This window comes from Arachnia rubra (genome assembly GCF_019973735.1).
Taxonomy (GTDB): domain Bacteria; phylum Actinomycetota; class Actinomycetes; order Propionibacteriales; family Propionibacteriaceae; genus Arachnia; species Arachnia rubra.
The window spans coordinates 2,900,082-2,921,102 of sequence record NZ_AP024463.1; the positions used below are offsets into that span (position 1 = coordinate 2,900,082).

General features: G+C 61.7%; 16 protein-coding genes and 1 pseudogene. 7 read left to right on the forward strand and 10 right to left on the reverse strand.

Annotation, left to right across the window (positions count from 1 at the left end):
• Positions 1–20: 20 nt before the first annotated feature.
• On the forward strand, positions 21–1,991 hold the full coding sequence (locus tag SK1NUM_RS13200) for a hypothetical protein (protein WP_212322927.1): 1,971 nt from the start codon (positions 21–23) through the stop codon (positions 1,989–1,991).
• Positions 1,992–2,016: 25 nt separating this feature from the next.
• Positions 2,017–2,658 carry an ABC transporter ATP-binding protein gene (locus SK1NUM_RS13205; protein ID WP_212322929.1) on the forward strand — a complete coding sequence of 214 codons (642 nt, stop codon included), beginning with the start codon at positions 2,017–2,019 and terminating at the stop codon, positions 2,656–2,658.
• A gap of 224 nt (positions 2,659–2,882) precedes the next feature.
• Here the strand turns inward: SK1NUM_RS13205 and SK1NUM_RS13210 are convergent, their stop codons facing one another.
• Positions 2,883–3,806 carry a hypothetical protein gene (locus tag SK1NUM_RS13210; RefSeq protein ID WP_212322931.1) on the reverse strand — a complete coding sequence of 308 codons (924 nt, stop codon included), beginning with the start codon at positions 3,804–3,806 and terminating at the stop codon, positions 2,883–2,885.
• 210 nt (positions 3,807–4,016) lie between these two features.
• Here SK1NUM_RS13210 and SK1NUM_RS13215 point away from each other — a divergent pair, with 210 nt between their 5' ends.
• From SK1NUM_RS13215 to SK1NUM_RS13225, 3 genes are read left to right on the forward strand one after another with little or no spacing between them, the layout of a single operon-like run.
• Positions 4,017–4,574 (forward strand): transposase family protein, encoded by a 558-nt coding sequence (locus SK1NUM_RS13215; RefSeq protein ID WP_223927610.1) that lies wholly within the window; start codon positions 4,017–4,019, stop codon positions 4,572–4,574.
• A 46-nt stretch (positions 4,575–4,620) separates the two neighbouring features.
• Positions 4,621–5,628, forward strand: coding sequence for an IS30 family transposase (locus SK1NUM_RS13220; RefSeq protein WP_455550327.1), 1,008 nt, complete (start codon positions 4,621–4,623; stop codon positions 5,626–5,628).
• Positions 5,625–5,849, forward strand: a complete 225-nt coding sequence (locus SK1NUM_RS13225; protein WP_223927612.1) for a transposase family protein — start codon at positions 5,625–5,627, stop codon at positions 5,847–5,849. The genes SK1NUM_RS13220 and SK1NUM_RS13225 overlap by 4 nt, the downstream gene beginning before the upstream one ends.
• A 190-nt stretch (positions 5,850–6,039) precedes the next feature.
• Here the strand turns inward: SK1NUM_RS13225 and SK1NUM_RS13230 are convergent, their stop codons facing one another.
• A complete protein-coding gene (locus tag SK1NUM_RS13230) occupies positions 6,040–7,323 on the reverse strand; it encodes an HNH endonuclease signature motif containing protein (protein WP_212322936.1) in 1,284 nt (427 codons plus the stop codon).
• An 882-nt stretch (positions 7,324–8,205) separates the two neighbouring features.
• On the opposite strand from SK1NUM_RS13230, the gene SK1NUM_RS15510 reads away from it, so the two are divergent.
• A complete protein-coding gene (locus tag SK1NUM_RS15510) occupies positions 8,206–8,559 on the forward strand; it encodes a DUF4190 domain-containing protein (RefSeq protein ID WP_212322939.1) in 354 nt (117 codons plus the stop codon).
• 82 nt (positions 8,560–8,641) lie between these two features.
• On the opposite strand, the gene SK1NUM_RS13240 is transcribed toward SK1NUM_RS15510, so the two are convergent.
• From SK1NUM_RS13240 to SK1NUM_RS13250, 3 genes and pseudogenes are all read right to left on the reverse strand, one after another.
• Positions 8,642–9,067: a nuclear transport factor 2 family protein gene (locus tag SK1NUM_RS13240; RefSeq protein WP_212322940.1), complete on the reverse strand. Its 426-nt coding sequence runs from the start codon at positions 9,065–9,067 to the stop codon at positions 8,642–8,644.
• A 125-nt stretch (positions 9,068–9,192) separates the two neighbouring features.
• Positions 9,193–9,950, reverse strand: a pseudogene (locus SK1NUM_RS13245) (NAD(P)H-binding protein).
• 289 nt (positions 9,951–10,239) lie between these two features.
• Positions 10,240–12,111, reverse strand: a complete 1,872-nt coding sequence (locus SK1NUM_RS13250; protein ID WP_223927614.1) for an ABC transporter ATP-binding protein — start codon at positions 12,109–12,111, stop codon at positions 10,240–10,242.
• Between the two features lie 349 nt (positions 12,112–12,460).
• On the opposite strand from SK1NUM_RS13250, the gene dcd reads away from it, so the two are divergent.
• Positions 12,461–13,036, forward strand: coding sequence for a dCTP deaminase (gene dcd, locus SK1NUM_RS13255; protein WP_212322953.1), 576 nt, complete (start codon positions 12,461–12,463; stop codon positions 13,034–13,036).
• A gap of 10 nt (positions 13,037–13,046) precedes the next feature.
• Here dcd and SK1NUM_RS13260 read toward each other — a convergent pair whose 3' ends face one another.
• The 5 genes from SK1NUM_RS13260 to SK1NUM_RS13280 form a co-directional block, all read right to left on the reverse strand.
• On the reverse strand, positions 13,047–14,039 hold the full coding sequence (locus tag SK1NUM_RS13260; protein WP_212322956.1) for an FHA domain-containing protein: 993 nt from the start codon (positions 14,037–14,039) through the stop codon (positions 13,047–13,049).
• Positions 14,040–14,203: 164 nt separating this feature from the next.
• Positions 14,204–17,329 carry an isoleucine--tRNA ligase gene (ileS, locus tag SK1NUM_RS13265; RefSeq protein ID WP_212322980.1) on the reverse strand — a complete coding sequence of 1,042 codons (3,126 nt, stop codon included), beginning with the start codon at positions 17,327–17,329 and terminating at the stop codon, positions 14,204–14,206.
• Between the two features lie 1,724 nt (positions 17,330–19,053).
• On the reverse strand, positions 19,054–19,479 hold the full coding sequence (locus tag SK1NUM_RS13270; protein WP_212322982.1) for a DUF6041 domain-containing protein: 426 nt from the start codon (positions 19,477–19,479) through the stop codon (positions 19,054–19,056).
• 5 nt (positions 19,480–19,484) lie between these two features.
• Complete coding sequence (locus SK1NUM_RS13275; RefSeq protein WP_212322985.1) at positions 19,485–20,681, reverse strand: class I SAM-dependent methyltransferase; 1,197 nt, start codon at positions 20,679–20,681, stop codon at positions 19,485–19,487.
• On the reverse strand, positions 20,678–21,016 hold the full coding sequence (locus tag SK1NUM_RS13280; protein ID WP_212322988.1) for a hypothetical protein: 339 nt from the start codon (positions 21,014–21,016) through the stop codon (positions 20,678–20,680). Before SK1NUM_RS13280 ends, SK1NUM_RS13275 begins: the two co-directional genes overlap by 4 nt.
• Positions 21,017–21,021 lie beyond the last annotated feature (5 nt).

The following is a 21,021-nucleotide window of genomic DNA, read 5'->3' on the forward strand; positions in this document are numbered from 1 at the left end:
CTTACACCTCAACTAGCTTCATGCTGAAATCCATCATCCGCATGACGGCTGTGGTGACCGTGATAATCACCGCGATGCTTTCCTATACTCAGTTGTCCTTTCTGGAGAAGGACTACCCCCTAGGAACACAGTATTCTGGGACGATTCTCTTCAGCGATTCTTCACTGTCACGGGCCGAGATCCTTGATGGAATGCGTCACATCAGCAGGGAACAGGGAATCGAGATCTACCTAGGCACCCCAGGAAAATCTGATCCTTTCCACGGGCTGGATCTGTATTCTTTGGGGGATAGTCAACCCGACCAGCCTATTGACATCTCCTGGTTGAGTTTGTATCGGCATGGGAAACTATATCCGGCCTCAGAATTGGGCGACACCAATCTTTCCGCCGTATATGCCGTCAAGGGCTCGGACGCTGGAGTTGCGGCTTTGACCAGGTGGGCTATAGACCAGGAAGCGACCACTGTCGGCTGGGGGCTAGGCGGCCCACTGGCGTTGTTCGCATCCGGGCTGGTCTATGGGGGTGCAGGGATTCCGCTGGTGGCTTTGGTGGTGCTGGGCATAACCGTGGTGCTGGCCTGGTATGCGGCCCGTGCCGAGTCACGTGCTGTCCGGCTTCTGGCGGGAACCTCGGCATTCCGCATCCAGGCCCAGGACATGGTGGGATGGTTGCGTATTGCCGTTCCCGTGGCGGCGCTGGGCATGCTCGCCGTTGGCGCGGGTTTCGCGCTCACCAGGGGAATCGGGAATGGCCTGGCCATGGCTGGGGTGGTAGGCGGCTACCTGGTGGCGTTGGGCGGCGTAGTGGTGGTTTTCGGTGTAGTTGCCTCAGTTCTGACGAGGCCATCGGTGGCCTCGCTGGCCTTGCGCACGCCCCCGGAGGCTAGGTTTGAGTTCCCCAGTCAGCTTCTCAAAGCCGTGACCCTGGCCTTGGGACTTGCCGCCTTGCCTGCGCTGCTGCTGCACATCGGTTCCTCGCTACATCAAGCTGATATCCAGGGACGAGTGACTCCCCTGACTGGCTACGTTTCCCAAGCGGTCGGGGGAGCAACGGTTGAGAAACTGGATTCCAGCATCGATGACCTTGATCGTTTCATTGCCGCGGCAGACGCCACCGGTACCGTCGCCTACGCCGAGATCGTGAACCGTGACGATCCTGCCCCAGAGTTCGCCGCCGAGGGTTTTGACAGCCTCGCGGTGATCAACGCCCGCTACGCGCAGCTCTTCGGCCTCAGCCAAGACAACGGCACCCTGGCTCCTGTGGCGGAGGAGACCGCCGAACGACTGGTGACGGCCCTGGAAAACACGGAAGCTGGAGATCTGAGATCAGGTGTCAGGCAGAAGGAGAAAACGCTCACCGCCAATGGGCTGAAGGCGTACCGGGTGGTGGGCGACGGCGGGATCGTGGCGCCCACCGGAAGCGGATTGGGTTTCCTACAGGCCAGACAGCCGCTGCTCCTAGTCTCAGAGCACATCAGCGCCGCTCTTGACGATGATGCCCTGTACGCCGGTCTGAGCAGTGGCTACCTGATGTTCGGTGACGTCTCAGTCATTGACAAGGCGGCGCGGGAGACGGCGGTGACGTCGCTGCTGATGGATCGCAGCCGCGTCACAGACTCCGCCCTGCTGTCTGCGCAGTTCGCCTACCAGGTGGCGGGCTCTACGGGAGCCAGTATCGCGGTCCTGCTGGCCGCCATCGCCGTCAGCGGCTGGCTGTCCGCCCAGGTGTATGCCGCGAATAACGCCAGATTCATCTACCCAATGCTGACCTACGGACGAAGTTGGTGGAGTGTGCTGCGGCATCGGATAGTGGCCGAAGTGGGGATCGTCACCGTCACCTTTGCGCTTGTTTCCACGGTCTATCTGGCCCTCGCTGTGGCATGGTCGCCCGTGCTGCTCCTGGGCGTGGCCTGCTATCTGGTCTATTCCGCCTTCTGCCACCAACGCGCTGCCCTCGCCATGATCCAGCGAGTCACCCACCGAGCTCATTGATCGAGCCCACTTGATGGAGAAAACCATGCAGATCACAGCACGCAGCATCCACCTGCGCATCGGCTCTCGAACAATCCTGGACAAGATCTCATTGGAGATTCCAAGCGGCTCAGCGTTCGCACTCATCGGACCCAGCGGATCCGGCAAAACCACACTCCTCAACTGTCTCGGGCTGCTGCTTCCGGTCACCAAAGGCGAGATCCTCATCGACGGCACCGCCATGTCGCGACTGAAGGGCGAACGACGACGCCGGTTCTGGCGCGACAACGTGGCCTTCATCTTCCAGGACTATGGCCTGGTGCCCGATGAGAGCGTCGGTTTCAACGTGTGCATGGAGTCCTCACCCATCTTCCGCAGAACCAAGGCCTGGGACAGCACCGTCCACGACGCACTCGCCACAGTGGGGTTGGAAGGCCGCGAGAACGAGCAGGTGGCCAAGCTCAGCGGGGGCGAACGTCAACGTGTCAGCATCGCACGCGCCATCCACAAACAGGCGCGGATCATCTTCGCCGACGAACCCACCGCCTCACTGGACGCAGGCAACCGGCGCATCGTGCAAGACCTCCTCCTGGCCGAGAAAGCCCGCGGCGCCACCGTCGTCATCTCCACCCACGATGACCGGCTTTCATCCGCCTGCGATGAGGCCCTACAGCTGGAATGCACATAACCTCACACCCACTGCTCCAACAGCGTAGTCAAGAGCAAAATCCCCAAGACGGGACCTCCGGCCGATAGAAAATTCATTTCTGATCGCTTGACAGCAAAGACAGTAAGGATATAAGAAAACCTCTCCATGGACCGACATCACTCAATTTAGAACTTTCTTCCCGGCCTAAATCCCCAGCATGCTCACCTCCCTCTGTAGCAACTCGAAGAGCTTTAGGGCGTTATTCACGACCTTAGACGACTGGGTTCTGACAAGGGGTTTTGCATTCTCTCACGGCGCTCGTGAATAACCCCCTTATTATCTAATTTATCGATACTCCGTAGCCGCTTCTCTATTATTCTGGCACTTTTGATATTCATAACCCCAGCACTCAAGACATAACGGCGTTGAAAATAAATGAAAAGCCCGAGTTTACGCTCCAGACACGTGAGCAGGAAAAGCATAGAAACGCAGCCAATGGGAACTAGACTCCGAAGGTTGAGTTCCGAGGAAATCTTCATTGTCGACGTGACCACCAAAAGAATAATATTCAAGACCATTCCTAAAGCAAGAACAGATTCCCCCAACGACCTATACAAGCGAATCAACCCGAATCGGAAGACAAGCCACGCAACCACCGATGAGAGCAGCAGAACAACAACGAAAACTAAGAAGAAATTAAATTCACCTAAGAAAATCCCTGCGACACCAGAAATTAAAACAGAATTCAAGAATACCACTAGACAAGAAACCCAGGCCCGACCTTTCTCACCGCGGATACTGTGCTGTCTTGCCTCAGCAGCGAACGCCAAGTAGAGATCCAATTTCACATCAGCCGAGAGAGCCGAATCCTGAAGCACGCCAAAGATAACATTAAGCAAGAAGCAGGCAAAGGGAATAGCAAAGTAGCCTAATCTCAAACCTTCAGAAATCATGCCCAGAAGACCAACCCAAGCACATATGAAACTCCCGAGAAATGCGGACAACCTCGCACATTTAACAAAAATATATCGCGTCAAACGCGAGATCTTCACATCCTTCAACCCCGTGAAAACTATCGCAATATAAAGCGTAAGGACTACTCCTGTTACGGCAAAAGGATAGCTTTCGAAAGATTTATACTCTGGCCAGTAATTAAGCAGCGCATTTCGGGCTGTGTAGAGATTCAAGCTTACAATCTCTTCCGCACCCGGCGAGGCAATGGTTATCGCAGCTAGAAGAAAAATACCTATAAGCCATTCTTTGAGGCTTATTCATAGGGGTGTTTTGGCTTTCCCCAGCTAACACTTTACCCGAGGGGGATGTGAGGGCGGCTTGCCCGATCTGAGATAATTCAAAATGCAGAAAGAAAACCCTCAGATGAAAGACAAGCCGCCGCCGTGAATACTACCACAAGCCTTGACCGTGACCAGATCCTCAACCTGTGCGAACTGATCCACACATCCCGTTCCGGAAACCTTCCCCCGGCAGGGTCCCGTGTCCTGGGCTTGTTCCGCTGTATCCAGGTCACTGTGTTGATATTGCGGCACAATCTCACCCAGGAGTTGCTGGCCGACATCCACACAGTCTCCCAAGCCACCATCTCACGAGTGGTGGCGGTCTACACTCCCCTGATCGCCGAAGCCCTCCAGAACTGGGTGCCCAGTGTGGGGGACCTCGACCCGGACCGTCAGTACATCATCGACGGTACTCTGGTGTCCTGCTGGTCGTGGCACGACCGTCCCGAGCTGTACTCAGGCAAGCACCACACGACGGGGGTGAACCTGCAAGTGGCCTGCACCCTGGCCGGACAGCTCGCCTGGATCTCCCCGCCCCTGCCGGGTAGTGTGCATGATGCAAAGGCCATCAAGGAATCCGGCTTCCTCGCAGCCCTCGACAGTCAAAGTCATATTGGAGACAAAGGCTACATCGGATTGGGGATGATGGTGGTGTCATAGGGTCGTAGCAACAGTGTTTGTTAAGGAGGGGTTGTTGGTGCGGCGGTTGTTGACGGTGACGGATCGGGCTGGGATCGCGAGGGGCTTGGCGGAGGGGTGTGGGTTACGTGAGATTGCTCGGCGGATTGGTAGGGATGTGTCGGTGGTTTCGCGGGAAGTGGCCCGGAATCAGGGTGAGACGGGGTACAAGTGTGTGGCTGCTGATGTAGCTGCGCAGCGGCGGCGTGCCCGGCCCAAGCTCCGCAAGATTGATGCTGATCTGGTGTTGAAGCAGCGGGTGATTGCTGATCTTCGGAGGTCTCGTACACCACGTCAGATCGCGGGAAGATTACGTGCTGAGGCTGGGGGTGACAGGCTTGAACCGTGTCAGGGTTCCCCCACGGCCCAAGGAGCGAGCGTGTCTCATGAAGCGATCTACACCTGGATTTATGCGATGCCGAAGAAGACGCTGCGGGAGCACGGTGTCATGCTCGGGTCGAAACGCACTAGCCGTCAGTCCCGGCGTCGTTTGGGTGAGCGGAAATCCCCGATTGTGGGAATGGTCAGTATCGATCAGCGGCCTCAGGAGGTTACAGGACGGAAGGTTCCCGGTCATTGGGAAGGAGACTTGATCATCGGCGCCTACGGCAGAACAGCCGCGATCACCCTCGTCGAACGAACCACCCGGTTCGTCACGATCCTCGCCCTGCCGAAGGGCAAGAACACAGACGGGGTGTGTGACGCCCTGATCGACCACATCACTGGGCTGCCCGAATTGATGAAGGGCACCCTGACCTGGGATCAGGGCTCTGAGATGGCCCGGCACGCCGCGTTCACCATGGCCACCCAGATGCCGGTGTACTTCGCCCATCCCCACTCTCCCTGGGAACGCGGCAGCAATGAGAACACCAACCGACTCATCCGTGACTACCTACCCAAAGGCACTCCCATCCCCCAACACCAGCCCTATCTCACAGCCATCGCCGAAGAACTGAACGAACGCCCCCGAGCCACCCTCGGCTACCTCACCCCACGAGAAGCCTTCCAGAAACTACTCGTTGCTTCCACCACTTGACACCGCCGATCACCCCCGCGAAGAAACCCGCCCATGGTGAACTCACCGACAGCGACAAAAGAAACAACACGACCATCAACCGCGTCCGCTACCTCATCGAACGTGTCATCGCGAACGTCAAAACCTGGCGTGTTCTACACACCGATTACCGCCGCCCCTACAACACCTTCGAAACCACAATACAAGCCGTCACAGGACTCATCTTCGCCTACAGTCTATGAATAAGCCTCTTTGATATCTTTTACAGTTCGCAGATATTCCTCTTTTAGCTCGGCGAGCTCTTCTGACCCCATAGTCTTCACCTTTCCGCGTAGCCACAGCTCTCCTGATCAGATTTTAAACCTACTCCGGAGACCGCGAGGCCGAACTAAATAATTCACTGAGCTCTCGTCACGGCGCACCGATGCCTCTTTATTCACGGGGTGTGGGGTTGGGGGTGAAACGGACTGCGGTGGTGTCGAGGTGTTCTCCGGTGGGACCGCGGTATGGCGCCGGCCTGAGGGGGCAATAGCCGCCTGACGGGGATTTCGCCGCGGCCTGGGCGGTGGCTGTGGCGTTGGGGCCGATGCGTTGCCCGTACTGGCTGGTGAAGACCAGGCCATCCGGGATGTCCGGATTGCCGTTGATCAGGAACCGGCCCTGGTGGTGTTGCCGGTGATGCGTGGGGCAGAGAGAAACGACGGTGTCACGGTTGGTTGCCCCGCCTTTGCTCCAGTGCTGGATGTGGTGGTTTTCCAGGAATCCGGTGACGGGACAGCCGGGATAGCGGCAGCCACGGTCCCGGTCCTCGACCAGGCGGCGGGTTCTGAGCGGCACGATCCGCTGCGCCCGGCCAACGCTGACCGGCAGCCCGTCGGTTTCCCACACCGGTATGAGGGTCCCATCGCAGGTGAATTCTTGGAGCAGGTGGAACGGGATTGCGCCCTTCTTGCTGACCCAGCCCTGGCCGTCGGTGTCCAGGTGGAGAAGCACCCGGTAGTGCTCTTTCCGGTTTCCGGAGGTGACGGCGCAAAGGGAACGGTTGGCCATCTCCACGAGCCCATCGGCCAGCGTGGCGTCCTGGTTACCCGCGGTGAACAGGGCATCTTTGGCTTCCCGCACAGCGGTTTCTATCAACGCACCGTCGACGGCAGTGGTGGACAGGTGTAGCTCAAAGCGGCCGTCGCGGGTGGTCATGGACAGCTGCGACGCGTCCGCTTTGGCTTGTTCGTGCGGCTCGCGCGGTTGCTCCCCGGCGTCGGGGTAGCTGTAGCGGCTGAGGGTACGGCGCAGCTGAGTGACGGTGGCGTTCTCAGCGAATGAGACGATGCTGACGGAGTACTCCGCTGGTGCGTGCTGCGCCACCACGGCCGCCTGGTCCAGCCCCAGGCGGCCTGCGTCCACAGCGGTGACGAGCTCTGGCAGCTCACCGGAGCGGCGGGCGACCTTGACTACCGCGGCAGCGTTTGCTGGAGACAGCCCGGCAAACACCTGCAGCCAATGCTCAACCGAGCGGATCCCGTCTCCACACCAGCTGTCCGTGGCGATCAGCTCGGTGGTGAAAGCCACCAGATCAGCATGAACCGCAGCCAACCGGCCCGCCAGCTCGTGGGCCATGCCGACGCGGCGTTCCCACCCCCGGCCGGTATCCTCCGCAGGCCCGTGCACCGGACCCGCGGCATCAACCCGAAGGTCGGGAACGTCCACACCAGCCATGCATTAATGGTACACCTGTTCGATTAAACACGCAAGGCCGTCGGAAAAATCGGTCACACTCACAAATGACCTGCCTCTTGGGAGGCGACTCCGGGACGGATGGTGCACCAAGGCAACTGAGCGAAACGGCACCGGGCGCACCGTGATGAAGGTGAACAAAGTGAGGCGCCGCATCCGGGGGAAGGAAACACCGGCGAACTAACGACACACGACACCAGGCTGACAAAGGGCCATGCGGAGACAAGGCCGACTGCTGAACAACTTTCCCGGCACACGACCCCACCAGCCCGCGACTGCGAAGCACCATACCCAGGCACCAGCACTGCACCGCCATCCCGATTTCACACGAAGGCGATAGGACTCCCAAATCCACCTCAGACAGAAACCCAAACCAGCTCTGACCAGAGAATTCATAAGCACTCCCCCGGTTTTCCCAAAACACCAAGCATGATACTTATCCTCAGATAAACCAGCATAGAGAAGTCGCGCATCATCGAAGGTTATCCATAGTCGCGACTGACCCCGTTCCGACAACGAATCACGCTGCCCTGATTTTATTCACCAATACAGTCGCACCTCTGCCAAACTGCTGTTGAAAAAGCGAGATGTCGGGAAAAGATGACTTCTAAATAACCCTCCCTACTAACCAACCATGACTCTAAGGATAATTATGACCGCAAATAGGTTTATTTCTATTAGGAAACCATGCTACGGCAAGACCAAGCAGCACCAATAGGGCTATTCACAGGAGCTTTGAAACCAGCAAAACTCCTTGCCAAAGGTCAGTTGATCGCGGTTATGAACAAGCTTTCAGGAGTGACCTCCAGCACTGCTATCCTTTAAGCACCTCGCCCTAGAGAACCAGGAAAGTTGAGGAAAACCATGTATTGCCAAGACTGCGGTGAGCGAATTGTAGATGCCAACAAGTTCTGCCCCCAGTGCGGCAGCAGTATTTCAGGAGCATCGGACGTCAGTCACCACTCACCCATGCCTTCTTTCCCCAAAGCAGGAACGGACTCCTTTTGCATAGGCAGCGCTATCGCGGGAGTCATCGCCCTTCTCATTCCGCTGTTCGGTATCACCGGTATAATCGCAATTATTCTGGGAGTCCAGGGAAGAGGCAATGCCAATCGCAATGGCATGGGCGGTGGGGGACTCGCAGTCCTTGGAATCATCCTGGGCATCGTGTCACTCTTGAGGATATTATTCATATTCGCCAGCTTTTTAACGCGATAACTGGACCGTTCATAACAACGCGATCCAGCCGACCCTGCCGGTGGGATCTCTCGCAGAGCCCACCGGCAGGGTCGGCCGTAGCTCAGTAGTCGCGTTTCTCTGACAGGACGAAGTGCTGCTCACGACGGCTGATGAGCCACTGCCCGTCGCGGTTCACCAGGGTGTCGGTGTAGCGGATCGAATGCTCAGTCAAAACGTCCCTGCCGTCCTCCTCCTGCACCAGCGAGGCCTGGCAGTAGTGGATATCTGTGGCGGAGTCCCCGTCGATGGTGATGACCTGCTGGCCGTTCATGTGGTAGGCGGTCTTGACGCCCGCCATGGCTCCACCGAATAGCTCGATGAGCTTCTCCCGTCCGTCGAATTCCATCATTTTGGAACCGTCAGCGGCATACACCTCCACGTGCGCATCGGGCGTGAACAGCTTCGCCTGCTCCTTCACATCGATCTCCAGGGTGGAGAAACGGTCGATCACCTCGCGGATGGCTTCCTTCTGCTCCAAAACGGTCATGATTCCCCTCATCTTCTCTGGTTGCTATTTCTCCCTGCGGGAGGTTTGCTTCCGCCTGTCCGTACTGCTGACTGCCGCTATTCCCAGCGAATGACCCGCGCCGGAACATCCCCCAGGCATCTGGCTCACGACCTGCCCAGGCGGGCGATGTCCTCCTGGACCTGAGCCGGTTCCTCGCTCACTGGGACGTTGTTGGTGTCCAGAACGCCGTCAAGCGCGCCGGGCTCGTCGGGCTGCGTGGCGGCGAACAGAGCCTCGTAGTCCGTCACGGGATCCCCGGTGGTGCTGAAGATCTCGACCGTGCGCCGCGCCCCGGAGGGTTGAGCGATCCCCTCAAGGAGCACCTGGGCGATGTGACGGCGATCCACCCCCGGCTGTCCGGTGACGAGGTCACCCTGCCGCAGATCGATCCGCACATCACCGGGCCCCTGGTAGTCGAACCAGCCGGGACGCACGATCGTGTAAGGGTGACCGCTGATGCGCACGAGCCGCTCGGCCCGCCGCTTCCACTCAACGAACCCGTAGTGGCTCGGCCCCGCAGACTGGCTGGTGTTCATGGCGGTCATGAGGCTGACGTGCAGGCCAGCCGCACCGGCGAGCGCCTCCAGGAGCGCCGCAACGGTCGCATAGAAGCTGATCCCGCCCTCGCCGTCGACGTCACCGCCGTGGGTGAGGATGACGGCGTCGATGCCCTCGGTCAGGGGACGCAGTTCGTCGGCAGAGGTGGCGACGCCTTGACCACCTCTACTCCGTCGGGGAGCAGGCCCCGCGCACGTTCCACATCGCGGGTCTGAGCCCGCACGCCGAGGCCGCGCCTCACCGCCTCCTCAACAACAACGCGACCGACCTGTCCAGTGGCACCGATGACAAGAACCGTGCTCATGAAAATCCTCCAGAAACGTAAGAACACGTGTGCACTTCCAGCTTGCCACCCATGCCAACAGCCATGGAGGCTTACTCAGCAATGCTATTAAGTCTCTGGCAGCCCGCAGTTGACAAGGAGAGATGTTACGGAAGGAGTGATTCCTGAATAACCCTCATGGTCACAATAGACATGGCCACAATCAGCCTGGGGAATCTGCTGACGATGACTCGCAACCGGGGTGGGACACAGACGTTAGCCACGTCAGCCGATCCCCAGCGGTGCTTTCTTACTTCATTGGGCTTCTACTTCATTGGAATTGCCGTTGATACAGCCGGGCATAGGCGCCGTCGGCGGCCAGGAGCTGCTCGTGGGTGCCGCGTTCGGTGACCTGCCCGTCCTCCACGACGAGGATCTGGTCGGCGGCACGGACCGTGGACAGCCGGTGCGCCACGACAACGGCAGTGCGGCCCTGCCGAGCGACGTCGAGGGCGCGCTGCACCAGGTGCTCGGAGGCGGCGTCGAGGTGGGCGGTGGCCTCGTCGAGGACGATCACCGGCGGCGACTTCAGCAGCAGCCGCGCGATGGCCAGCCGCTGCCGCTCGCCACCGCTGAGCCGGTAGCCCCGCTCCCCCACCAGGGTGTCCAGGCCCTGTGGCAGGCTCTTGACCAGGGCCGCGATCTGCGCCGCCTCCAGGACCTGCCACAGCTCCTCCTGCGTTGCCGCCGGCTTGGCGTAGAGCAGGTTGGCGCGGATGCTGTCGTGGAACAGGTGGGCGTCCTGGGTGACGTAGCCGACGGTGCCGTGCAGGCTGGCCTGCCGCAGCTGCCGCACGTCCACCCCGCCGACCTGCACGGACCCGGAGTCGACGTCGTAGAGGCGGGCCAGCAGGTGGGTGAGGGTGGTCTTGCCCGCCCCGGAGGGGCCGACCAGGGCGATGGTCTGCCCTGGCTCGGCGCGGAAACTGACCCCGCGGATCACCGGTGTGCCACGCCCCTCCTCGGCGGCGTCGGGTTTCAGCGACGCTAGGGACACCTCCTGCCCCGCGGGGTAGCTGAACCACACGTCGTCGAAGACGATACCCGCCGGGGAGGGGACGTCCACCGCGTCGGGGGCGTCCGTGATGGCGGGCTGGAGGTCGAGGACCTCGAAGACCCGCTCGAAGCTGACCATCGCGGTCATCAGATCGACCCGCAGGTTCGTGAGCTGCATCAGCGGCCCGTAGAGGCGGGCCAGCAGCGCGACCATCGCGGTCAGGGTGCCCAAGCTCAGCTGCCCCGCGATGACGGCGCTGCCGCCAAGCCCGTAGAACAGGGCGACGGCCAGCGCCCCGACCAGGGACAGCGCCGACAGAAAGACACGCGTCACCATGGCCATGTTCACCCCGTCGCGGGCCAATTGCCTAGCCTGCTCGTCAAAGAGCCGCGACTCGCGGCGCTCGTCACCAAACAGCTTCACCAACAGCGCCCCGGAGACGGTGAACCGCTCGGTCATGGTCTCGGTCAGCTGGGCCTGGTGCTCCATGCGCAGCCGCGCCAGCCGTCCCATGCGCTGGGCCACTAGTTTCGCAGGCAGCATGAACACGGGCAGCAGGACCAGAGCGGCGAGGGTGAGCTGCCAGGACAGCAGCAGCATCGAGGCCACCACCAGAACCAGGGTGGCGGCGTTGCTGAGCGCCTGGGAGAACGTGGAGGTGAAGGCCTGCTGCGCGCCCGCGACGTCAGCGACCACCCGGGAGACCAGCCGCCCGGTGTTGGAGCGGGTGAAGAACGCCAGCGGCATGCGGCTGACGTGGTCGAAGAGCTGGCAGCGCAGCCGGTGGATCAGCCCCTCCCCGACCTGCGCCGAGCACCAGCGTTCCAGCAGCGCCAGCCCAGCCCCGAGCAGCGCGAGGGCCGCGACGATCAGCGCCAGCCTCACGACGGTTCCGGCATCACCCGCCAGCACCCCGTCGTCGATGATGTGCTGGAACAGCAGCATGGGGAGCACGGTGGTGGCGCTGCCACCCAGCACGGCCAGGGCGAAGACCACCAGCAGGCCCGCGAACGGACGGCCCTGAGCGAGCACCCGGCGGGCGGTGCCGCGCGGCAGCTGGTGACGCAGCACGGAGCGGTCGCGCGCCAGGGGACTCAGCATCGCCCCGTCGCCACGGCTGACTCCCAGCCCGTCCAGAGGTCTCATGGAATGAGAGTAGCGGCAGGCGCTGACAATTCCCGCTGCCAGAACAGGAGTGGACAAGAAGCAGCCAGCCCTTAGAAAAAGCCTCGATCCCTCACCACCGGGGCGGGGACTGATTGTGCCAGTGCCGTGTGTCGGGAGTTTGTCAGTGGGAGGCGGCTCCGGGGCGGATGGATCGCGAGGTAACCGAGTAAAACGGTACTGGGCGTACCGTGATGAAGGTGAACGAAGCGAGGCACCGCTTCCGGGGCCGAAAAACACCGGTGAACTCACGCCACACGACACTAGGTACCGGTGAGGACGCGGGCGCGAAATGCTTCATGACCAGGGCGGGGACGGCTAGGCTCGCTCCATGCTCCTGAGCGACCGCGACATCCTGGCCGAGGTGGACGCCGGCCAGATTGCCCTGGACCCGTGGGATCCGGCGATGCTCCAGCCGTCCAGCGTGGACGTGCAGCTGGACAAGTACTTCCGGGTGTTCGAGAACCACCGCTACCCGCACATCGACCCCGCCGAGGAGCAGCCCGAGTTGACCCGGCAGATCGAGGTCGGCGACGGGGAGGCGTTCGTCCTGCACCCCGGCGAGTTCGTCCTCGGCTCCACCTGGGAACAGGTCTCGCTGCCCGCGACGGTTGCGGCCCGGCTGGAGGGCAAGTCATCGCTGGGCCGCCTGGGATTGCTGACCCACTCCACCGCAGGTTTCATCGATCCGGGTTTCTCCGGCCACGTGACCCTGGAGCTGTCGAACATGGCGACGCTACCGGTGAAACTGTGGCCGGGCATGAAGATCGGGCAGCTGTGCTTCTTCCGGCTGTCCTCTGAGGCCGAGCACCCCTATGGATCGCAGAAGTACGGCTCCCGCTACCAGGGGCAGCGCGGCCCCACCCCGTCGCGCTCCCACCTGAATTTCCACCGCACCCGGGTGTGAGGGGAAGGTGCTACCGAGCCTGTTCGACGCGCAGGCTGACGCCGTCGCCCAGGTTGAGGACTGTGCCGATCGGCACTGTCACGGACTCGCCGTTCTCCAGCAGGTAGGGTTCCTCGCCGTTCAGCTGGACGGTGGTGCCGTTCGTGGACCGCAGGTCCGTCACCCGGGCCTCGCTGGCACCGGCGGGTTCAACCAGCAGGTGGCTACGGGAAATGTCATTGCCGGGGCTCGGGACGCGCATCAGCGACGACCCTATGGGGCCGCGCGCCGCGTCGGGGGCACGTCCCACCACTAGGCCGCCGACGACGTTCGCGAACTCACCGGTGTTGACCTGCACGCCGATGCCGAGGGGCGTGGGCGTGTACTGCTCCTCCACGTAGCCGCCGATGTCGGGCCGCTGGAACTGGGAGTCCTCGCTGTGGGCGGCCATCTCCTGGGTCTCTGGCATGGCCACGGGCTGCAGTGGCTCGGAGATGGGCTGGGGTTCCGGGGAGACCGGTTCGGGAAGCTGATGCTCGGCGTCGGGAAGCCGTACGAGCTGGTCGGGATCGGTGGTCAGGTGCAGCGCCGACGCACCGACGGCGCCGACGATGAGCGGCAGGTGCAGCAGCGCGTCGTATTCCAGGACCCCCATGTCGACGCGGAGGCCGCGGATGGTGCCAAGATGCGCCTCATGCCAGGTCAGCGCACCTGATCCGTCGAGGGCGGTCTGCCCCGTGGCGACATCGACGACCGAGATCCGGCCACGCGCCAGGCCATGGAGGGAGCCCCCATCCCAGACGAATGCCGCGAAGTCCGGCATCTGGTCCAGGGAATAGCCGCGCAGCAGCTCCAGCAGCGACGCCAGCGAACCGGCGGCCTGCATGTCCGTCCACAGCTGGTTCACGAGCACCGACATCTTAGGCGGCGCAGGCTGCATGACAGCGACCAGACGCGGACCAGCCAGCACCAACCACTGGCCAGGCGTGTAGGTAAGCCGCCAAGGACCCATAGGAAGCGACATCACACTTCTCCCGTCGTCAGATTTGTTTTCAGCCTAATGCCGGAAAGCTCAACTACCCCGTTCAGACACCCCGCTGCACCAAATGGGGGACAGAAGAGATTCCATGCCCAAAAAGGCGATCCCGGACGCCGGGGCCACGCGGCTGGCGTCCGGGATCTGGGCTCTCAGACCCTAGTGATCTGCACCTTCAGGCCGAGTTCCGGCTCCTGCGCGGCCAGAGTCTCGACCTCGCCCTGCTCCAGCTCGACGGCCAGCACCTCGTCGGCGATCAGGTCCGCGTGCTCGGTGATGGCCTCGGACAGCTCCGCACCGGCCTCAAGGCGCAGCCGGATCCGGTCGGAGACGTCGAGCCCCGACGTCTTACGGGCCTCCTGCACCACGCGGATCACCTCACGGGCCTGTCCGGCGCGTACCAGCTCAGGGGTGAGCTCCAGGTCCAGGGCGACGGTCTCGCCCTGCTCGTTGACGACGCTCCAGCCCTCGCGGGGACGCTCTGTGAGCAGCACATCGTCGGCGGTGACCTCGATGGGTTCGTCGTCGAGATGCACCAGCGACCTGCCCAGCTCCCGCAGGTCCTTGGCGAGTCTGGCTGCGTCCGCGGCAGCGATCGCGGCCGCCACATGCGGGGTCCGTTTGCCGAACCGCTTGCCCAGGGCGCGGAAGTTGCCCTTGGCGGAGTGGTCGACGAGATCGCCCGCGGAGGTGAACGACGCGACCTCCCTGACGTTCAACTCGGACCGCACCTCAGCAACGAGTTCCTTCGTCAGCTCCGCCAGGGCCGCTGTCGGGACCAGCATCCGGGAAAGCATCTGGCGCACCTTCATCCTCGACTCGGCGCGGGCCGCGCGACCCAGCTCCACGATCCGCCGGGCGGTGGCCATCGCACCCATGAGACCGGCATCGATCAGTGACTCGTCGGCGACGGGCCAGCTTGCCAGGTGCACCGACTCGGGCCCGGTGGGATCGGTGGCGGCGAACAGGTCCTGCCACACCCGTTCCGTGACGAACGGCATGATCGGGGCCATCAGCCGGGTGACGACGTCGAGGGTTTCGTGGAGGGTGGCCAGCGCGCCGGCCTCCCCCGCCCAGAAACGCCGCCGCGAGCGGCGCACATACCAGTTCGACAGATCGTCGATGAAGGCTGTGAGCAGCAACCCGACCCGCTGCGTGTCGAAGTCCTCCAGCGCTGCGGTGACATCGCGGATCAGCTCGTTGGTCGCGGAGACCAGCCAGCGGTCGAGGACGTGCCGGTCAGCGGCCGCGGGCACCTCGCCACCCGGCTCCCAGCCCGAGGCCCGCGCGTACAGCGACTGGAAGGCGACGGTGTTCCAGTAGGTCAACAGCACCTTGCGGACCGTCTCAGCGATGGTGTTGTGGCCGACGCGCCGCGCCATCCACGGCGACCCGGAGCAGGCCATGAACCAGCGCACCGCGTCAGCGCCATTGGCTTCCATCAGCGGGATGGGTTCGAGGATGTTGCCGAAGTGCTTGCTCATCTTGCGGCCATCCTCGGCGAGGATGTGACCCAGGCACACGACGTTGCGGTAGCTCGACCGGTCGAACACGAGGGTGCCGACCGCCATCAGGGAGTAGAACCAGCCGCGGGTCTGGTCGATGGCCTCGCAGATGAAGTCGGCCGGGTAGTTGGCCTCCAGCTTCTCCGCCGACCCGGGCGCGTGCGGGTAGCCCCACTGCGCGAACGGCATAGCCCCGGAGTCGAACCAGGCGTCGATCACCTCGGGCACGCGACGATAGGTGGCCCCGTCGCGGACGATCTCGACGTCATCGATGAAGGGACGGTGCGGGTCGAGATCGCTCAGGTCACGGCCGGCCAGCTCACCCAGCTCTTTCAGGGAGCCGACACAGATCAGGTCGGACGGATCGTCGACGTTGCGCCAGATGGGCAGCGGTGTGCCCCAGTAGCGGCTGCGCGACAGCGCCCAGTCGATGTTGTTGTTCAGCCAGTCGCCGTAGCGGCCGTGCTTGATGGACGCGGGATACCAGGTGGTGGCCTCGTTCTGAGCCAGCAGCTCATCCTTGACGCGGGTGGTGCGGATGTACCAGGACGGCTGGGCGTAGTACAGCAGCGGGGTGTGGCAGCGCCAGCAGTGCGGGTAGGCGTGCAGGTAGTCGAGCCGGCGGAACAGAATCCCGCGCTCCTCCAGGTCGGCGACCAGGGGCGCATCGGCGGATTTGAAGAACATCCCGCCGACCTGCGGGACGTCGTCCTGGAAATGCCCGTCGGGACGGACAGGGTTCACGAACGGCAGGCCGTAGCCGCGGCAGGCGATCATGTCCTCCTCGCCGAAGGCAGGGGCCTGGTGCACCAGGCCGGTGCCGTCGGTGGTGGTGACGTAGTCGGCCAGGAGCACATAGTTGGCGGGCTCGTCGAACTCGATCAGCTCGAAGGGCCGCTGGTAGGTCCAGCGCTCCAGCTCGGAGCCCCTGAACACCTGTCCCCGCGACCACTCGTCACCCAGCACCTCGTCGAACAGCGGCTCAGCGACCACGAGGGTGCCCTGCTCGGGATGACTGCCGACGACGTAGTCGACGTCGGGGTGGACGGCGACGGCGGTGTTGGACACCAGCGTCCAGGGCGTGGTGGTCCACACCAGCAGGTCGGCTTTGCCGGCGAGCGGCCCAGAGGTGACGGGGAACCGGACGTAGACCGACGGGTCGGTGACGTCCTCGTAGCCCTGCGCCAGCTCATGGTCGGACAGGGTGGTGCCGCAGCGCGGGCAGTAGGGCGCGACCCGGTAGTCCTCCTGCAGGAGCCCCTTGTCGAAGATCTGCTTCAGCGCCCACCAGCACGACTGCACATAGCCGGGGGTCATGGTGACGTAGGCGTCATCGAGGTTGACCCAGTACCCCATGCGGCGGGTCAGCTCGGCGAAGGCGTCCACGTGCCGCAGCACCGACTCGCGGCACTTGGCGTTGAACGCCTCCACCCCGTAGGCCTCGATGTCGGGTTTGCCGGAGAAGCCGAGCTCCTTCTCGACGGCCAGCTCGACGGGCAGGCCGTGGCAGTCCCAGCCGGCCTTGCGGTCGACGTGGTAGCCCTGCATCGTCTTGAACCGCGGGAACAGGTCCTTGAAGACGCGGGCTTCGATGTGGTGCGTGCCGGGCATGCCGTTGGCGGTCGGCGGGCCTTCGTAGAACGTCCAGGGCTGGCCACCGGCGGTGGCGTCGAGGGATTGTGCGAAGGTGTCGCGCTCAGCCCACAGCGCGATGATCTCGTGCTCCAGCGCAGGGAAATCGACGCTTGCGGGCACGGCGTTATAGGAACTCATCGGTACCTCCGGTAGGCGAACACGACCAGAGGGACGAGCCAGGCCCGCGGTACCACCCTCCTTGGACGCACGCGGCGTCCCGCTTGATTGTCGATCGCGGCCGGGTCTAGTAGGCGTTCACCGTTCTTCCGGCAGCTCCGGGGTGATGGCCCCATCGTCGCCTTGCGATGCGGGAACCAGTATGCGTCAACCCCGGTGTCGGGGCAAACTGAAGCCCTGACCGATCACCCACAAGGGCTGACAAGTTCGACAGAACTCAGGTCAGATGGCAGCCATATCTCAGTCGGCGTCACGAATGGGCTGGAACACCGAATGGGGCGCAGAAAACAGGGCCTTCTTTCAACCCCAAGCAGCTTTGCAGTCTCGCGCGGGTATCCTCATATTGCGTCAAAACCGATATAGGCCATACAGCGTAGCCCGCCTCCTCAGCACACACCCACAGATCAAATATCTGCTCCCCTAACTCAACCAAGTCGAAAACACAGCTGTCAGTATCACACCAGGCAACCAGAATCCCCTTGGCATCGCGCAACCCCCGGAGGCCAGAGGAAGCCAGTCTCCGCGCACGCGCCTCTCTCACTGACTGAGGAGAGAACCTCGGATGGAGAAGGACCCGGTTCAGAATCCCGTCAACCGAGAGAAGCGGACCCAAAACATCCCCAGAGCGCAACCCTATCACACGCTGAGCAGCTGAGGGGGAACCGTGAATCCAGCTATGCGTCTCGCGCCACACCGCAGGATCTGAATAATCTCTGAATCCGTACTCCCCGTAGAGGGAGAGCCAGATCTCAAATGACTCATGATCCATCACGCGAATGCGAGCGCAATCAGAATCGGAATTATACGACCAGAATCGACCACGATCCTCCCCGACCGAAACATCCTGTTCCTCACGAAAATCGCCACGATACGTCTTGCGGAGCAATCCCTTGAGCAAGGAATCATGAACATCCTCACCCCGCCCTTCAGAATCAACAGAATATTTCGCAACACACATCAAGAGGCTTCCCTTTAACCTCCTTTCCACCAAAAGTAGGTCCGAACAAGAATCGATACTCCTCTCCTCCAGATATTCCAACGACAATCGCGAACAACCAAAAGTCTTCATGGCCCGATCAAACAAGGCAATGTAGCAGCCAAGCGATATAAAAACCTCCCTCGCAACATGCTTATTGGCCACCAGTGCTCGAGAACACTCAATGGAGAAGATAATTTCACAGCAGGCGCCGCCCTCAACCTCCCGGCACACAGGAATCCCCCATGGCTTTGAATTATGAGAGGAGGGAGCCCGATCCGCAAACATCGAGCTCAGTGCAGCAACAGTTTTCCAGCACAACATCAAAACTCCAGAATCACCTATCTCAAGGCACGACAAAACCTCAGAACACCGCCAGCAGACATCAGTCCCATAACCAGCAGGACTCACAGAGAAGACTTCGACCGTCAAGGAAGGGCAACATTCCTCCGGGCGGCACGCCTGCCTTCCAGCGCTCGACCATCGGGGCACTCAAGACACGACGTCCACTCGAAGGGTGCAAACGACACAGCCTTAAGAAACTAGCCCGAAAGGCTGCGAAACCGTCAAGACCCGAGAAACCACACGCGAAGGTTCAGTTCATTCTCCGATGATGGTCCAGGTCAGGACGACGCCGCTGAGAACGCCTCCATTGGCGAGGCTGCCATCGATGCCACTCGATGGAGATGAGAGACGAGAAGACAGAGCCTCAGACGTCCTGCATCTTCCTGCGCATACGACGCTTGCGCAAAATCCAAAGCGCGGCTCCCGCAAAAGCGATATCCACGGGAATGACAGCCGGCAGTGCCCGATGAAGCACTGTGACGAACGTGCCGAGCATAGGCAGGGTGCCGACGAGCGCCGCATCGACAAGCGGTCCCTCTCCCGCGAGCATTGCCACACCAGCGCCCGTCATCGAAGATGCTACGAGGGCATTCGCCCCCTGGTGCTCGCGAAGAAGCCACGCGGTGGGCTCCTCAAACACCGTGCCACGGTTCGCCTCAAGCGCCTGCGTCAAACGCCCCTCAGTGCTCTCCCAGGAGGGGAAGCATTTTGCGATGCCTGCGACAAGATAGCATGCGCCTAGCACCCTGCGCGCCCGAAGCTCAACTGAGCCTTTCGAACTCTTCTTCATCGTTACTAACCTTTCTCTGCGATGATGTAAAAGGAATAGAAAAGAGGATCAGCGGGTAGAATCTCTTTCAACCGGAAACCCGCCTCTCGTAGCATGGCCCGGTATTTCGCCCAGTATACAGGAGAGCGGAAGTGAGCAAGCATCCTATTGAGAAGCACTTCAGCGTCGACGCAGGATCGCGCAACCTCTGCAACATATCGCGCCAACGCGTCGCTCCCCGATGTTTCCTCGACGAGAGCCTCCTGAGGCTCCTCAAAGTCGGGGAAATACTGGCAAAGCACGAAGACCCCGCCAGGGGCAAGCGCCTCACGGATCATCCTCAGCATGTCGACCTGTTGTTCCTCCTCAAGGTAGAAGAGCATGTAGCACGCGAACGCCATGTCGACCGGTTCATCCGGCTGGTAGCAGCAGATATCACCCGTGACGATCTCACCTCCTTGGGCAGTTACCCGCGCACGGGCCGATGCAGCGACGTCAGGATCCACCTCCACACCGAGAGCCCTACGAACGGCGGGATGCGACGACGCGGCAACGACATGTCGACCTTCACCGCATCCCACGTCGAGGAAGACGCCTGGCCGGACAGCGTCCAGAAGAGCGTTGAAGGACGCGTGCGTGAACTTGACGAACGCCATCTCCCCAAGATCCGAGCAGAACGCGGTCCCCTCTCTCATCGGCCGTCGACCCGTGAAGTCAATACCCTCGATCTCACGGAAGTAGTCGATCATCCAGGGGAAGTATGCGACATCGTCGCGACGTATCCACACAGGCGCGGTCTCGGCACGGGCCTCCTCTGCGAACCGGATCATGAAAAAGTAATCCTCACGGTCCGCAGCAACCTGACCTTGCGGCTCCCGACCAGCGGCAGTCCACGCATACGAGGGACGCAGGCGAACCTCATCCACCTCCCACCCGGCCTCAAAAACTCCAAGACGTCGAGCCAGCACGCAGAACTCTCGCCAGATCTCCACATCCCAGTCAGGGCGGGGCTGCACCACGCCATCGACCACATGATCGCTCACCGCCCCCAGCACGATTGTGCGAAGAAAACCACGCACACGAGAGAACACGGCCAGCGAGGCCGTCTCCGGAATCTGCGCGAGATCCTCACGCGCCTTCTCAACGATGGCACGGGCATCATGGTCAAGTCCACGGCTGATCGCCCGCTCCTCACAATATTCCTCAAGAGCATCGAGTTTCATAGCTTTTCCTTCCGGTCGATATCATGTGTTGCCCTGTAGCCCAGGCCGACTACATCCTCCACCGTCTCCGATGTCACTGCGGCCAGGGCGCCGAACTTCTCCTCGAGTCTTCGGAACTCCTTGGAATCCATGTCCCTCGCAAACGCCTCCGCGTCCGTGACGAGAATGAATTCACGATAGAGACCTGGAACTTCTGCGTCACCTACAACGGTGAACGCGAGAAGGCTGCGGAATGCAGGGCAGGTTGGGTAGTCCTGCTCCTGAACGAATCGCTCGAACTCTTCAGGATCAACGCCTGCATGAAGGGAGATCTCATGCGAGATGAGAAGAGGCATAGCTG